This is a genomic window from Acinetobacter sp. SWBY1, assembly GCF_002946595.1.
Classification (GTDB): domain Bacteria; phylum Pseudomonadota; class Gammaproteobacteria; order Pseudomonadales; family Moraxellaceae; genus Acinetobacter; species Acinetobacter towneri.
On sequence record NZ_CP026616.1, the window covers coordinates 470,713 to 486,208 of the forward strand.

At 40.1% G+C, this 15,496-nt stretch carries 14 protein-coding genes; 6 read left to right on the forward strand and 8 right to left on the reverse strand.

Features of this window, described 5'->3' with window-relative positions; translation table 11 throughout:
- Both C3Y93_RS02330 and C3Y93_RS02335 read left to right on the forward strand, forming a co-directional pair.
- Positions 1-867, forward strand: a complete 867-nt coding sequence (locus C3Y93_RS02330; protein ID WP_104851941.1) for an MBL fold metallo-hydrolase — start codon at positions 1-3, stop codon at positions 865-867.
- A 163-nt stretch (positions 868-1,030) separates the two neighbouring features.
- On the forward strand, positions 1,031-1,792 hold the full coding sequence (locus C3Y93_RS02335) for an alpha/beta fold hydrolase (RefSeq protein WP_104851942.1): 762 nt from the start codon (positions 1,031-1,033) through the stop codon (positions 1,790-1,792).
- 206 nt (positions 1,793-1,998) lie between these two features.
- Here the strand turns inward: C3Y93_RS02335 and accC are convergent, their stop codons facing one another.
- From accC to C3Y93_RS02360, 5 genes are all read right to left on the reverse strand, one after another.
- The gene (gene accC / locus C3Y93_RS02340; protein ID WP_004973841.1) at positions 1,999-3,366 is read right to left on the reverse strand and encodes an acetyl-CoA carboxylase biotin carboxylase subunit; all 1,368 of its coding nucleotides are present in this window, start codon (positions 3,364-3,366) and stop codon (positions 1,999-2,001) included.
- A 17-nt stretch (positions 3,367-3,383) separates the two neighbouring features.
- Positions 3,384-3,806 carry an acetyl-CoA carboxylase biotin carboxyl carrier protein gene (accB, locus tag C3Y93_RS02345; RefSeq protein ID WP_004973838.1) on the reverse strand — a complete coding sequence of 141 codons (423 nt, stop codon included), beginning with the start codon at positions 3,804-3,806 and terminating at the stop codon, positions 3,384-3,386.
- A gap of 16 nt (positions 3,807-3,822) precedes the next feature.
- Entirely contained in the window at positions 3,823-4,278 is a 456-nt protein-coding gene (gene aroQ / locus C3Y93_RS02350) for a type II 3-dehydroquinate dehydratase (RefSeq protein ID WP_096902340.1), read from the reverse strand.
- A gap of 965 nt (positions 4,279-5,243) precedes the next feature.
- Positions 5,244-6,650 carry an ATP-binding protein gene (locus C3Y93_RS02355; protein ID WP_104851943.1) on the reverse strand — a complete coding sequence of 469 codons (1,407 nt, stop codon included), beginning with the start codon at positions 6,648-6,650 and terminating at the stop codon, positions 5,244-5,246.
- The gene (locus tag C3Y93_RS02360) at positions 6,647-7,315 is read right to left on the reverse strand and encodes a response regulator transcription factor (RefSeq protein WP_104851944.1); all 669 of its coding nucleotides are present in this window, start codon (positions 7,313-7,315) and stop codon (positions 6,647-6,649) included. Before C3Y93_RS02360 ends, C3Y93_RS02355 begins: the two co-directional genes overlap by 4 nt.
- A 170-nt stretch (positions 7,316-7,485) precedes the next feature.
- Between C3Y93_RS02360 and dsbD the strand changes: the two genes are divergently transcribed.
- The 3 genes from dsbD to dsbG are packed head-to-tail and all read left to right on the forward strand — an operon-like array spanning position 7,486 to position 11,195.
- Positions 7,486-9,549: a protein-disulfide reductase DsbD gene (dsbD, locus tag C3Y93_RS02365; RefSeq protein WP_104851945.1), complete on the forward strand. Its 2,064-nt coding sequence runs from the start codon at positions 7,486-7,488 to the stop codon at positions 9,547-9,549.
- Positions 9,546-10,376 (forward strand): TlpA disulfide reductase family protein, encoded by an 831-nt coding sequence (locus C3Y93_RS02370; RefSeq protein ID WP_104851946.1) that lies wholly within the window; start codon positions 9,546-9,548, stop codon positions 10,374-10,376. The genes dsbD and C3Y93_RS02370 overlap by 4 nt, the downstream gene beginning before the upstream one ends.
- Positions 10,377-10,436: 60 nt before the next feature.
- The gene (gene dsbG / locus C3Y93_RS02375; protein ID WP_004973828.1) at positions 10,437-11,195 is read left to right on the forward strand and encodes a thiol:disulfide interchange protein DsbG; all 759 of its coding nucleotides are present in this window, start codon (positions 10,437-10,439) and stop codon (positions 11,193-11,195) included.
- A gap of 109 nt (positions 11,196-11,304) precedes the next feature.
- On the opposite strand, the gene C3Y93_RS02380 is transcribed toward dsbG, so the two are convergent.
- Both C3Y93_RS02380 and C3Y93_RS02385 read right to left on the reverse strand, forming a co-directional pair.
- Complete coding sequence (locus C3Y93_RS02380) at positions 11,305-11,934, reverse strand: class I SAM-dependent methyltransferase (RefSeq protein WP_104851947.1); 630 nt, start codon at positions 11,932-11,934, stop codon at positions 11,305-11,307.
- 30 nt (positions 11,935-11,964) lie between these two features.
- Positions 11,965-12,312: a carboxymuconolactone decarboxylase family protein gene (locus C3Y93_RS02385; protein ID WP_004973824.1), complete on the reverse strand. Its 348-nt coding sequence runs from the start codon at positions 12,310-12,312 to the stop codon at positions 11,965-11,967.
- A gap of 293 nt (positions 12,313-12,605) precedes the next feature.
- Between C3Y93_RS02385 and C3Y93_RS02390 the strand changes: the two genes are divergently transcribed.
- Positions 12,606-14,813: an OsmC domain/YcaO domain-containing protein gene (locus C3Y93_RS02390; RefSeq protein ID WP_004973821.1), complete on the forward strand. Its 2,208-nt coding sequence runs from the start codon at positions 12,606-12,608 to the stop codon at positions 14,811-14,813.
- A 185-nt stretch (positions 14,814-14,998) separates the two neighbouring features.
- Here C3Y93_RS02390 and C3Y93_RS02395 read toward each other — a convergent pair whose 3' ends face one another.
- Positions 14,999-15,313, reverse strand: coding sequence for a helix-turn-helix domain-containing protein (locus tag C3Y93_RS02395; protein WP_004973819.1), 315 nt, complete (start codon positions 15,311-15,313; stop codon positions 14,999-15,001).
- Between the last annotated feature and the right edge of the window lie 183 nt (positions 15,314-15,496).

Genomic DNA, 15,496 nt, shown 5'->3' on the forward strand with positions numbered 1-15,496 from the left:
ATGCACGCAGATATTCAGCATTTTTTTGATGAAAATACTAATACATTCAGTTATGTGGTAAGTGATCCTGTAACGCGTCAATGTGCCATTATTGACAGCGTGTTGGATTATGACCCTGCATCTGCGACTACTTCAACAATTCATGCCGATGAAATCATTGCTTACATCCAAAAAAATGAATTAACGGTTGAATGGATTTTAGAAACGCATGTGCATGCCGATCACCTGACAGCTTCTCAATATTTAAAAGAGCAGTTGGGTGGTAAAATTGCCATCAGCCATAAAATTTCGATTGTGCAAGAAACATTTAGTGCTATCTATAACTTGGATATCAAGTATTTCAATTCACATCAATCATTTGATTATCTGTTTGACGATCATGAAACTTTTACGATTGGTGAATTACAAGCCTATAACATCCCTACGCCGGGGCATACGCCTGCTTGTTTAAGCTATGTGATCGGTGATGCTGTATTTGTAGGTGATACTTTGTTTATGCCTGATTATGGTACGGCACGTTGTGATTTCCCGAAAGGCAGTGCAGGGCAGTTGTACGATTCTGTGCAAACGCTATACGCATTGCCTGAAGAAACACGAGTGTTCTTATGCCATGATTATCTACCAGAATCACGTGAACAATATGAACATGAAACACTGCTCAAAACTCAAAAAGAGCAGAATATTCATATTCATACAGGGGTAAGCAAAGCTGAATTTATTGAGATGAGAACTCAGCGTGATGCTACTTTAACGATGCCTAAATTGATTCTGCCATCAATTCAAATCAATATGGACGCAGGTAAGTTCCCACAACCTGAGGCCAACGGCATTCGTTATTTGAAGTTGCCTTTGAATTATTTTAAATAAAATTTTAAGAAAAGTTCATCTTGTATGTTATTGCTTAGGTTTATACAAATAGCCTAAGCAATATTATAAGTTTCACGATAAAAAGCACATATAAAATTTGATTTATAAACTCAAAACTCATTAAATAGATTAATCATTTGTATTCAAGTTTAGAGTCTATTTTATGTTATTAAATTATCAAATCACGCAAAATCAGCCTGAATCTACGTTGCCATCTTTGGTTTTTATTCATGGTTTATTTGGTAGTTTGAGTAATTTAGGCATGCTCGCACGTGCATTTCAAGAACAGCGCACCGTAATTCAATTAGATGTGCGCAATCATGGTAAGTCTGCGCATTGTGATGACATGAATTATGCAGCAATGGCACAAGATGTTTTAGAAACGTTGAACAGCTTGAATATCGAACAGTTTTCTGTGGTTGGGCATTCAATGGGCGGTAAAGTTGCAATGACTTTAGCTCCTCTGGCTGCTGGGCGTTTACAGCAATTGGTTTTATTGGATATTTGTCCTTTTGCTTATCCTGAAAATCGTCACGATCAAATTTTTACAGCCTTGTTTGCTGTGCAAGATGCACAAGTTGAAAGTCGCCAAGCGGCAATGGAAATTATGCGTGAGCATCTTCAAGAAGAAATGGTTGTGCAATTTTTGATGAAGTCATTTAGCAAAGGGCAATGGTTATTTAACTTAAATGCGCTACATGAACATTATGCCGAAATTTTGTCATGGCAGACAGTGCATAGTGATGTCAATACTTTGTTTATTCGTGGCGGTAATTCACCTTATATTGAGTTACCTGAGCATTATGCCGCTATTCAAGCACAGTTTCCTCACGCAAAAGTTGAAACAGTCGCTCATGCAGGGCATTGGTTGCATGCCGAAAAAACCGCAGAAGTATTGGCATTCATGACTGAGTTTTTAGATTAATCTTGTCTAGTATTTTGCATCATTCGATGATCTAAAATGATCTCAGTTTTTAAATCAATTTTTAAACCAATACTCCATTTGGAGTATTGGTTTTTTATTGACACTGATCTGCATAGATTAACGGTTTAGCTTTTATTCCCAACAATAAAAAAGAGCTGACGTTGAATCATCAGCTCTTTATTTTAAACTTAAGCAACCTTAATTACTTATGCTTTTTCTTCTTCATTGCCAGCAAGTTGCTTTAGCAAATGCTTTTCAAGATAGTGAATATCCATTGCTTGTTTGCAGAAGTTTTTATCTTGCAGAATCAAGTCTTTGTGCAAAGGAATGTTGGTTTTAATTCCTGTTAAGATAGTTTCATCCAAGGCTTGACGCATACGCGCAATACTGGTTTCACGATCTTTACCATGCACAATCAGTTTAGCAATCATTGAGTCGTAATACGGCGGAATGCTATAACCTTCGTAGATGTGTGAATCTACACGAACACCTGCACCACCTGGGGCATAGAAGTGTTCAATTTTACCTGGTGAAGGTACGAAGGTGGTTGGGTCTTCTGCGTTAATACGACATTCGATTGCGTGACCACGAATTTCAACCTGATCTTGCTCAATGTCTAAACCTAGACCTGCAGCAATACGCAATTGTTGTTCAATGATGTCAATGCCTGTCACCATTTCAGTTACAGGATGCTCAACCTGAACACGTGTATTCATTTCAATGAAGAAGTATTCATCATCTTCAAATAAGAATTCGAAAGTACCTGCACCACGGTATTGCATTAACTTACATGCATTAACACACGCTTCTAAAATATCGGCACGTGCTTGTTCTGGTAAGTTAGGTGCTGGCGCTTCTTCAAGAACTTTTTGGTGACGACGTTGTAAAGAACAGTCGCGGTCATAAAGGTGAATCGCGTGACCATTACCATCAGCCAATACTTGTACTTCTACGTGACGTGGCTTTTGTAAGAAACGTTCCATATAGACCGTGTCATCACCAAACCACATTTCTGCATCACGTTGAGCCGCTTGAACTGATTCAAGCAGGGTGTCTACGCGCTCTACAATACGCATACCACGACCACCACCACCAGCAGCCGCTTTTACAATGAGCGGGAAACCAATTTCTTTGGCTTCAGCTAAAGCATTGTGTGGTGTAACGGCGTGTGCTGAACCCGGTACAGTTGGTACGCCAGCTTTACGCATTGCAGTAATTGCAGAAACTTTGTTACCCATTAAGCGAATATGCTCAGGGCGTGGACCAATGAAAATGAAACCTGAACTTTCTACAATTTCAGCAAATTCGGCATTTTCGGCAAGGAAACCATAACCAGGGTGAATGGCATCTGCACCTGTAATTTCTGCTGCAGTAATAATTGCAGGAATATTCAGGTAACTTTCACTGCTCGCACCCGGACCAATACACACGGCTTCATCACAAAAGCGTAAGTGCATCAGGTCTTTATCGGCATCTGAATAGATACCCACGGTTTTGATCCCTAAAGTTTTGCAAGCTCGGGTGATGCGCAGGGCAATCTCACCACGGTTTGCAATTAAAACTTTTTGCAACATTGTGAATCCCCGAGGTCTTAAGCGCGGTAGCGGAAGAGTGGTTGACCAAATTGAATCACTTCGCCATTTTTAACTAGAATTTCTTCAATCACGCCACTTTGAGTTGCTTCAATTGGGTTCATGATTTTCATTGCTTCGATAATGCCAAGCGTTTCACCAGCAGAAACAGTTTGACCCACTTTAATAAATGGTGCTTCACCTGGGCTTGGTGCTGCATAGAACACACCAACCATTGGAGAAGTTTCAACAGCACCACGTGGTGAAGATTTAGGTGCAGATGGTACTTCTGCAGAAGGTGCAGGCATTGCAGGAACTGCTGCCGCTACTACTGGACTGCGACGAGTTAATGCAATCGACTGATCGCCTTCTTTAACTTCAATCGCTTGTAAGTCAGATTCAATCATCAAGTCGATGAGTTTCTTGATTTTACGAATATCCATGGACAGTATTCCTAGTTTAAGATTGTGTAGTAGGTTGAATTTTTTCAAGAACAAAGTCGAGTGCTGCGGCATAGCCTTTTGCGCCTAAACCGCAAATCACACCAATGGCTTTGTCTGATAAATATGAATGATGTCTAAACGCCTCACGTGCATGCACATTCGACAAATGGACTTCAAGAAATGGAATAGCGACCCCTAACAAGGCATCACGTACCGCAACAGAGGTATGCGTTAATGCAGCAGGGTTAATAATGATATATTGTGTGCCATCTAACGCGGCTTGATGAATTCGGTCTACAATTGCGCCTTCCCAATTACTTTGGAAAGTATCTATAGAAATTGATGCTTTTTGCGCTTGTGAAATGAGCTGTTGATTTATATCCTCAAGAGTGAGGTAACCATAAACTTCGGGTTCACGCTTTCCTAGCAAATTTAGATTCGGTCCATGAATAACCAAAATGGTCGAACTCATTCCGCTTGCTCCAATAAATAATTGCAATAATACTTTGCAAGATGTCTGCAAAGTTTGCTAATTATGGCATAAAATTCCACATTTTTTTTGTAATTTGTTTAATTTGACGTAGAAAGCGTGTGCCAAAATGAGGCTCTATAATGAAAACTTTGCAGGGAATTCGCAATGTTAAAAAATTACATTTTTAGTTTTTTTTGCTGATTTTTATATTCTAAAACAACTGACCAAATCTATTCATTTGTTTTCTGTAACGACTGATCAAGCGAGTGACTTGAACTGGTTTGATTCGGAATGTCAAAGCCAGAAAACAACCAACATCAATATCGCATTTCTTTATAGCATGATATTTCGTTGCTGTTTATAAAAAATGGCGATTCCATTTTTTCAGTTCATTCAAAGTAGATGACCACACAAACTGCAGTGGATCATCTAATACGTTTTGTGATCATCGTTCAAGTGGTTATGGATTCGATAGAAAGATCATTTCGATAATAAGATATTTTAAAATTCAACTTTATTTAAATAAAACATGAGCTTAAATGGAATGCTTTGATTGATATATTTATCTATATTTTAGTCTGGAATAGATGCTCCTACGCTGCGTATTATATTTTGAGTGGGGTGCTGTTGGTTTTATGTACACTTTAATTAAGTTGTAGATTGATCACAAGACCAAGCACATGCACGATCTGCACGGATATCTACCTCATTTAAAAATATGACGTGGTATCGAACAAAAAAACGGTGATGAAAGTTTCAGCAATTTTTTCTAGCCAATGTTCTTCTACTCAATAGCCCGCAGCATCTACATCATAGATAAAATTTTAGAACGCATTGACCTTTTATTTCAAAAATCACCTTAAAAATGGCGTTATCGTAAAGTAGAGCAATATGTTCGGTATTGGCAAAAGTTAAGTGATCTTGTTCTGAATCTTGCTTTATTTGCTGTTAAAGCTCAGAAAAGCTTAATCCGTCTGTTGTTTCTCTGTTGCAGAAGGTGCTGCATCAAAACTGACAATCACTTTTAAACCTTGCGGTTGGTTAGCCTGAAATTGAAGTAGGTAGCCATATTGCTCTAATAATACTTTGACTAGAGTTAGACCTAAGCCATAGCCTTGTTTATGCGCAGATTTACGCCAAAAACGCTGAGTCAGAATGGTAAAATCATCTTCATTCAGGCTTTTGCCTTGGTCTGCAATGATCAATTGCAGGTCTTGCATATAAATTTGAATGTTTGGCGCATCCTCTGCATGCAAATAAGCATTTTGAATCAAGTTTTTCAGTACCATGTGCAACGCAGGCGCTGGAATATTAATGTGTTGTGCTACCAAACTCGCCCAATCAATCTGTAATTTCGCTGATAAATTGGGATATTCCACAGTCAGTTCCGACAAGACTGTTTCTAATACGCTACGCATATCTGCATGGCTATGTGCCGCTTGAATACCTGCTTCAGTTTGACTGAGCAATAACAGTTGTTCCAAAAGTTGTTGATAACGTTGGATGCTGCGTTCTGCGTGTTTTAAATTGTCGATGACTTTGGCTGTATCTTGGGCAGATGCGGTTTGATTCAACATCAATTGGCTCAGTTGCACATGCGTTTTAATAGCCGTTAACGGCGTGCGCAGTTCATGCGCAGCAAATGCACTAAAGTTTTTTTCGTGTTCCAGACTTTTATGTAGGCGTTCAATCAGCATCAATAAGTTATCGACAAAAGGCTGAATTTCTTTAGGAATTTTTTGTGATCTCAGTTCAATTAAATAACGAGAAGCTTCATCTAAAGATTGTTTTTTCTGAATTAAGTGGCGGGTGATGTGATCGAGCGGTAAAAACTCCAGACGGATAATCCACAAAATTAGCAAAATACAAATAATCAAAGTAAGCAGTAAAGGAATCAGTACCGACTGTAAAATTTGTTTAAGTAGGTTTTGCCGTAACTGAATTTTTTCAGCCACCACCACCTGAACTTCACCTTCACGCAGTACATAACTACGCCATTGCAGTCCATTTTCTGTCCATGTGCTGAAACCGACTTGTTGGTTTTTTAAATTTTTCGGTGCGCCTTGAGTGCGTGCAATCACATGCTGTGGTAATGAAACATCGGCACGGAAAATAGAGACTTCACAAGCAATTAAACTATGTAGCAAGGCATTTTCTGATTCGGCATGCAAACTTTCTGTGAGTTGTTCTAGGGGCAGTTGCTGAATCAGGCGGGCGACCATACGGGCTGAGGTAGAAAGTCGTTCATCCAGCGTATTTTGTAAGCGTTGTTCCAAGTCATGGTAGAGCCATGCAAAGACAATCACCCACAGCAAAATAAATGCACAGCTGATGGTCGATACCAAACGCCATTTCAGACTGTAGTTTTTCATGTCAGCAGCTCAGGTTTAAAGATGTAGCCGACACCACGCACCGTTTGAATAAAATCGGGGTGGATTTTATGCCGTAAATGGTAGATATGCACATTTAAGGCATTGCTTTCGATACTGTCTTGAAAGCCATACACTTTATCTATCAGTTCTTCATTTTTTAAGATTTGGTTCGGATGCCGTAAAAAGGTTTCCAATAGGCTATATTCACGGCGTGAAAGCTGAATGTTTTGTGAATGCCAACTGACTTCTTGTGTATCGAGGTTCATGTGTAACTGACCACTTTGCAGTTGGTTCGATGAATAACCACGATGACGGCGGCTTAATGCATATACACGGGCAATCAGTTCATTTAATTCAAAAGGTTTAGTTAGGTAGTCATCTGCTCCTAAGTTGAGCGCCTGTACGCAGTCTTGAGTATGATTCCGCGCGGTTAATACCAATACTGGAATATGAATGGCATCTTTACGCCAGTTTTCGAGTAACTGTAAACCATCTTGGTCAGGCAGACCTAAATCGAGCAGGCACAGATCTACCGCACTATGACGTATGAAGTAATCGGCATCGCGCGCGTTATTCACGTGTTCGACTGAAATACTTAAAAATTCGAGTGCTGCCACAATACTTTGGGCAATATAAGGATCATCTTCCACCAAAACGACGAACATATTTGCTCCTATACCACAGTCAGCCCAATATATGACACATCTCGATCACGCCACAAATTTAGATTAGGCACCTACAATGCTCAAGTTTACAAAGAAAAATCTTTATTAATGTTCTCTTAATCTACACTTACCGATAATACAGTCAGTTTTTTAATTTTTAGTATAAATACATGATTTTTATTCGCGTCATTGCTTATTTTGTGTTGAGTCTGTGTGCGGTGTGGGTCAATGCTGCCAATGAATTTTTAGCGTCCGATCAAGCTTTTAAGTTTCAGGCGACGTCATTGTCTGAACAAACGGTTGAACTGAAATGGGATGTCGTACCGCATTACTATTTATATCACGATCAATTCAAAGTCAGTCAGGCTCAAAAGCCGCTTGCTTTTAAATTGCCTGCAGGGCAGGAAAAAGATGATCCGACTTTCGGGCTGACACGTGTGCATTATGGGCAAGTGACAACACAGATTCAGGTGAAGCCTAATCAGCAATATCAAATTACTTGGCAAGGCTGCGCTGAAGATGGTTTGTGTTATCCCGTACAGCGTAAAACGATTCAAACCGATGCCGATGGTTTATTGCCACAGCATAATTTAAGTGCGGGCAAAGGTAATTTACTTCAGCAACTCAATCAGAATAATCAGGCTGCTTTAAACACTAACTTAAATGATGCAGATAAGCATCAAGCCAATGGTTCTAGTACACAAAAACAAGTTACGACAACTGCAAATACTGTAACGACAAAAGAACTCAAACTTGAACAGCAAACGCTAGAAAACAAAGCACAGCTTGCTGAAAATGCGGTTGCTGTAACACAAGCTGATCCTAAACTTACCCCTGAACCAGTAGAAAACGTTGATTTAGCAAATTCCTTAGAGATTGAAAATACAGATACGGCGTTGACAGACAATACATTCGCTGCATCAGCCAATTCAAGCAATACGGAAACAGCCAGTAGTACGAGTCTGAATCAGCAATGGAACAATGATCAATTTTTCCTGAATTTATTGTCTGGGCAAGGGTTGTTACTGAATGCGTTTATCTTTTTAGGTTTTGGGGTATTACTGGCTTTTTTACCGTGTTCATTGCCGCTGATTCCAATTCTTTCTGGCATTTTGGTGCAGCGCAACACAGGCTATAAAGCGGCAGCAATTGCGATCACCTTTATCGTCAGTATGGCGCTAGTCTATGGCTTGATGGGCGTTGTTGCGTCACACATTGGTTATAGCGTACAGCGTTGGTTCCAAAATCCCGTAGTGATTGCAGTTTTTGCTATGTTGTTTGTGCTCTTTGCTTTAAACCTGTTTGGACTGTATCAGTTCTCATTACCACAAGCAGTGTTACAGCGTTTAGATCGTATTCAGCAATATCAAAAAGGCGGTACTTTATTGGGTGCGGGCGTTATGGGGGTGATTTCTGCACTGATTGTCGGGCCATGTATGAGTGCGCCTTTAGCGGGAGCATTGCTGTACGTCTCACATTTGGATCAAGCAGCATTGGGTGGTTTATATTTGTTCCTGCTCGGTTTAGGTATGGGAATTCCTTTACTTATTGCCAGCGTGTTTGGCGCGAAATATTTGCCAAAGCCAGGTTTGTGGATGGAACGGCTAAAATTTAGCTTTGGTTTTATCATGTTGGCAATGGCTTTGTATTTTGCTCGTCCGCTATTTTCTGTGACTTGGTACTATGTTGCTTTTGCCGTGGTGTTATTTGCCTTCGCTGCATATTTAATCGCAATTTTGCGCCACGTGTTACATCGTCCACAGCGTTTTTCGTTATTGGCTTTGGCGGCAGTAATCGCCAGTAGTGGAATTTGGCATGTCAATCAGAGTATTGCCAGTGTCAATGCGCAGGTACAAGCAGACCAATTACAGCCATGGATCAAAGTACGCACAGAACAAGAGTTGAATGCAGCTTTGGCCGCACATGCTCATCAAAAGATTGTGATTGATGTCTATGCCGATTGGTGTGTGGCGTGTCAGCCGATTGAGCGTGATGTGATTCCTCGTACCGATGTGCAAGATGCTTTAAAGCATGTGGTGCGGATTAAACTCGACTTAACCGAACAGCATCCTTCACAAGATGCCTTATTGAAAAAATGGCAGATTTTAGGGCCGCCAACGTTGTTATTTTTGGCAGATCCACAACGGGAACAACGTGAATTGCGTCTAACAGGTGCTTATAACGCAGCGCAATTGATTCAAAATATTCATCAACTGCAAGAGGCTGCGCCATGATTCAATCCGCAGTCTTGCAGTTAGGCATGTTGATGATTCCATGGCCATTGGTGTTTTTATTGCTAGGACTGATTGTCGTCTTTGCAATGGGTAAATTTTTTCAGCGTCGTTATACATGGAATGCACAGACTTGGACAGGTTATCAGGATGCATTATGGAATGCGCTGTGGATTGGTGCTTTAGTTGGGCGGGCAGTTTTTGTGTTGCAGCATTATGAGCTGTACTTTGCCAACCCGATTGATATTTTAAAAATTCAGGACAAAGGCTTTCATCTGATTGCCGCAGTTATGGCAGGTGTGGCGTGGTTTGTCTGGAAAAATCGCGCTATTCAACGTGTTGTTCTGGCATGGGCAGTTGCGCTCTTTATTACAGTACAAGTTGTAGGTTGGAGTCTTATCCAACCTTTGCAGACGCAGCATGCCTATCCCAATCTAGTATTGCACAACCTAGCGCAACAACCTCAAGATTTAGCTCAATTTTCAGGGCAGCCCACGGTGATTAATCTCTGGGCGACTTGGTGTCCAGTTTGTCATCGTGAAATGCCTGTTATGCAACAAGCACAGCAAGATTTCCCTGAGGTCAATTTTGTATTTGCCAATCAAGGCGAATTTGCAGCAGAGATTCAAGCCTATTTACAGAAACATCGATTTCAGTTTGAACACGTGTTATTAGACCCTGCAGCTCGTTTAGGACAACACTTCAATATGTTCGGTTTGCCAAGTACTTTGTTTTTTAATGCACAAGGAGAATTGGTCGATCATCACATGGGTGAATTGACCAAGCCGATGCTGCAGCATTATCTGAAAAAAATACAAGCGAATCCATAAACGCGCTCTTAACGATTTGAAAGAAAACCCGCCGTGAAGCCAAAATTAAGGACAATCAATATGACATCAAACATCAAAAATAACATGCTGAAACTGGCGATAGGTATGAGTCTTGCCAGTAGTGTGAGTATGCTGCAAGCACAGGACAACCTCAAACAGCACATTGAAAAAGAAGGTTTTAAGTTTGTGCAACAAATTCAAGCACCTGCACAAATGACAGGTTGGGCAGGGCATATTGAACAAAGTCCTGCGACAGTGTTTATTTCCAATGATCAGAAATACTATATTGTAGGCACTTTGTTTGATGCACAAGGCAATAATTTAACCGTCGATGCTTTAGACCGTTATGTGAAAAAGTCGGTACTTGAAGATGTGTGGCAAAGTCTGGAACACGCTACTTGGATTCAGGATGGGCAAACCAGTGCTGAAAAAATTGTCTACGTGTTTTCAGACCCGAATTGTCCGTATTGCCATACCTTTTGGAAGCAGGCACGTCCGTGGGTAGAATCTGGCAAAGTTCAGTTAAGACATATTATTGTGGCGGTGATCCGACCTGAAAGCAAAGGGCAGGCCGCGACTTTATTAATGGCGAAAAACCCACAGCAGACCTTTAATGCGTTCCATCGTCAATACGGACAAAAAAAGCTGATCGAGCAAAAAACTGTGCCTGTACATGTAGAAAAAACCTTAGAACAGAATCAGGCACTGATGGATAAATACGAGTTCTTTGCCACACCTGTTGTGCTTTGGAAAAATAAACAGGGCGAATTACAGTCGGTACAAGGAATGCCAAAATCTATGAAAGATGTGTTTGAGTGATTTTAAAAATTTCCGAGCAAATATCTAACTGAATATTCAAATCTAAAGCGCAAAAAAGCTTGTTCTAATTGCATTAGAGCAAGCTTTTTGATGTAAAAGATTCAGTCTTTTATTTCTGAATACGAATCGCAAATTGAACGACGTGGGATTTGCCCTGATGCAGTTTGCCTTCTGAGCGTTCTACATCGCCCACAAAGAAATGAATCAGATGATCGTGTTTAAAATGGCTTAAAAACTCGATAGGATCGTACAGCATTTCTACTGCACGTGGGCCGCCCGTTTTATATTCTAGCTGACGAGTAGAATACAGCTCACCAACAAATAAACCGCCGTTGACCAAAGTTTCGCGCACGCCATTTAACACTTTTTGCTGTGTTTCAGGGTTAAAGTGACCAAATACACAAATCACGTTGTCATATTGATTGGCTTGCCAATCCACCTGACTTAAATCTTGCTTTCGTGTATTTAGGCTTAAACCACGTTGCTGTGCATAGCCTTGAGCCTTATCTAAAGCAACTTGCGAGTAGTCCCATAAATCTGCTTCAAATGCTTGCTCATTGGCTTGTGCCACAGCTGCCAAATATAACAAGTTACGACCTTCACCTTCGGCCAAGCCCAAAGTTTTGCCGTGAATAGACAGTTTTTGCGTAATGTCCTGAATGAACGCATTGGCTTGTTCACCATAAATATGGTCATGTTGGCTGTAGCGTTCATCCCATTCATTATGGATATTTAACATAGTTTCGACTCGGTAAAAAATTTGATGCTGTTATTCGGCTGTAGATGGAGAAAACTCTTTAAATGCTGCCACGGCGTTTGCGGCATACATGAGTGATGGGCCACCGCCCATATAAACAGCAATACCTAAAATTTCATTCAATTCTTCAAAAGTCATGCCCATTTTGACCAAAGTTCTGACGTGAAAACCGATACAACCATCACAGCGTTGTGCCACACCAATTGCAAGCGCAATAAACTCTTTGGTTTTGGCATCAATTACGCCATCTTTCATCGCAACTTGTGACAGGGCATTAAAACTTTTAAGTAAATCGGGAGATTGTTCTTTAATGGATTTGATATTAGACGAAATTTCAGCAGTGAGTTCGGTATATTTCATGTTGTTTCACCATCAAGCAGATTAGAACCTAAAGACAATATAGCATATATTTAAATATATTATGTTTATATATATTAATTAGCAGCTTTGCTTAAATTCAGTAAATCTGTATTTATAGCATTATCAATTCACCTAAATCACTTTATAATGTTGTCGCATATTCTGGAGTCGCTGTTATACCGTTGCGATGACTTCAAACCTCATTTTTAAGTCTTATTCTCCCTCTTGATTCGGCTTATAAATCAATATTTTAGAATTTTGTGTCTGAGTAGGCACATACAATAGGTGCCTGCATGGAAATTAAAGTCAATTATTTAGACAACTTGCGTCTTGAAGCTAAATTTGACGATTTTACCGTCATTGCCGATCAGCCCATCCGTTATAAAGGCGATGGTTCTGCGCCAGGCCCATTTGACTATTTCCTTGCGTCATCTGCATTGTGTGCTGCGTATTTCGTGAAGGTTTATTGCCAATCACGTGATATTCCAACCGATAATATCCGCTTATCTCAAAACAATATTGTCGATCCTGAAAACCGTTATAAACAGATTTTTAAAATTCAGGTGGAATTGCCTGCAGATATTTCTGAAAAAGACCGTCAGGGGATTTTACGTTCTATTGACCGTTGTACCGTAAAGAAAGTCGTGCAAACAGGCCCTGAGTTTGTGATTGAGCAAGTCGAAAGCATTGATGCCGATGCACAAGCTTTGCTGATGCCGAACTTGACTTCATCTCAAGCGACTTTTATTGCTGGTAAAGATTTACCGCTTGAAGAAACTATTGCCAATATGTCGGGTATTTTGGCAGGTTTGGGCATGAAAATTGAGATTGCCTCATGGCGTAATATCGTGCCAAATGTCTGGTCATTACATATTCGTGATGCGCAATCGCCAATGTGTTTTACCAATGGTAAAGGCGCAACCAAAGAAAGTGCATTAGCATCTGCTTTGGGTGAATTCATTGAACGTTTGAACTGTAACTTCTTCTATAACGATCAGTTCTGGGGTGAAGAGATTGCCAATGCCGAATTTGTGCATTATCCAAATGAAAAATGGTTTAAGCCTGGCCCAAATGGTGAATTGCCTAAAGAAATTTTAGATGAATATTGCTTAGAAATTTATGATCCTGAAGATGAGTTGCTGGGCACACATTTATATGACACCAACTCAGGCAATACTGAACGTGGTATTTGTTCATTGCCATTTGTGCGTCAATCCGATGGTGAAACGGTATATTTCCCATCAAATTTAATTGAAAACTTATATTTAAGTAACGGGATGAGTGCAGGTAACACGCTTGCAGAAGCTCAAGTGCAGTGTTTATCTGAAATTTTTGAACGTGCAGTGAAGCGTGAAATTATTCAGGAAGAAATGAGCCTGCCTGATGTACCGCAAGAAGTTTTGGCAAAATATCCAAGTATTGTGGCAGGTATTCAGGCTTTAGAAGAACAAGGTTTCCCAGTATTGGTGAAAGATGCGTCTTTAGGCGGTCAATTCCCTGTCATGTGTGTGACCTTAATGAACCCGCGTACAGGCGGTGTTTTTGCTTCGTTTGGTGCACATCCAAACTTTAAAGTCGCTTTAGAGCGCAGCTTAACTGAACTATTGCAAGGGCGTAGTTTTGAAGGTTTAAATGATTTACCACAGCCGACCTTTAGCACGAATGCGGTAACTGAGCCGAATAACTATGTTGAACACTTTATTGATTCTAGTGGTGTAGTGTCTTGGCGTTTCTTTAGCGCGCAGGCAGACCATGAATTTGTAGAGTGGGATTTCACCAACAATGGTCAATACAGTAATGTCGAAGAAGCTGAGGCTTTATTTGCGATTTTGGAAGAAATGGGCAAAGAATCTTATATGGCGATTTATGAACATTTAGGTGCAACTGCTTGCCGAATTTTAGTCCCTGATTATTCAGAAGTGTATTTGGTAGAAGACCTGATTTGGGATAATACCAATAAAGCTTTGCTGTACCGTGAAGACATTTTAAATCTGCACCGTTTGGATGATGAGCAACTTGAAGCTTTAGTTGAGCGTTTGGAAGAATGTGAGCTAGATGACTATACCGAAATCAAAACCTTAATTGGCATTGAATTTGATGACAATACCGTTTGGGGGCAGCTCACCATCCTCGAATTAAAATTGTTGATTTATTTGGCATTAGAACAGTTTGAAGAAGCTAAAGATTTAGTCGAAGCATTCTTACAATACAACACCAATACCGTAGAACGTGGCTTGTTCTATCAATGTATGAATGTCGTGCTTGAAGTTATTTTAGATGATGAAATGGATATTGCCGATTATGCTGTCAATTTCCGCCGTATGTTTGGCAATGAACGTATGGATGCAGTCATGGGTTCTGTTGAAGGCACAGTACGTTTCTATGGTCTAACCGAAACCAATATGCAGCTTGAAGGTTTAGATCGGCACTTACGTTTAATCGACAGCTACAAAAAACTGCATAAAGCACGTGCCAAGTTTGTTGGGCTGAATAAAGACTAATCTTGCAGAAGTAGAACGCTGTTCTGATTTGAATCACCGTCCAAGAAAAAGACTCGGCTTTAAAAGTCCGAGTCAGGTATTATGGCAACAACATGGTGTTGCATTTCAAATGCTAATCTAAGATTTGCTGTTATTATTGAAAAGGCAAAATAATAAATAGCCCTTGTTGTTGAGGGCTATTTTATTTAAGCGAGATGGTCACGAACAAATTGAGGATCTAAAATAAACAATTTAATCAGTGATTGAGCTGCTCCTGAAGGTCTTCTAACACCTTGCTCCCAAGATTCTAATGTACGTTTAGAGATACCTAAAATTTTAGCAAATTGATCTTGAGTGAGTTCAGACTTTCTTCGTGCTAAAGCAACATCTGTTTCATTGATCACAGTTTTTCTTGCTGCGTTATTAGCAAGCATTTGTTTAACGCCTTCTAATAATTCAACATTTAAGTCTCGTTTTGCTTCTCGAGCTTCCAATTCTTTGTCACTTAATAAACGACTCATTTCAGTAACTCCGCTAATTGTCTAAGTGTCTTTTTCTCAAGTTGGGTAATTGTGTCTTTACTATATAAGGTCAATAACCAAATTTCGCCATTTGCTAAACGGTTGTAATAAATTACACGAACACCACCTTGTTTACCTTTACTCTTTCCACCCCATCGAATTTTACGAACGCCGCCAGTACCA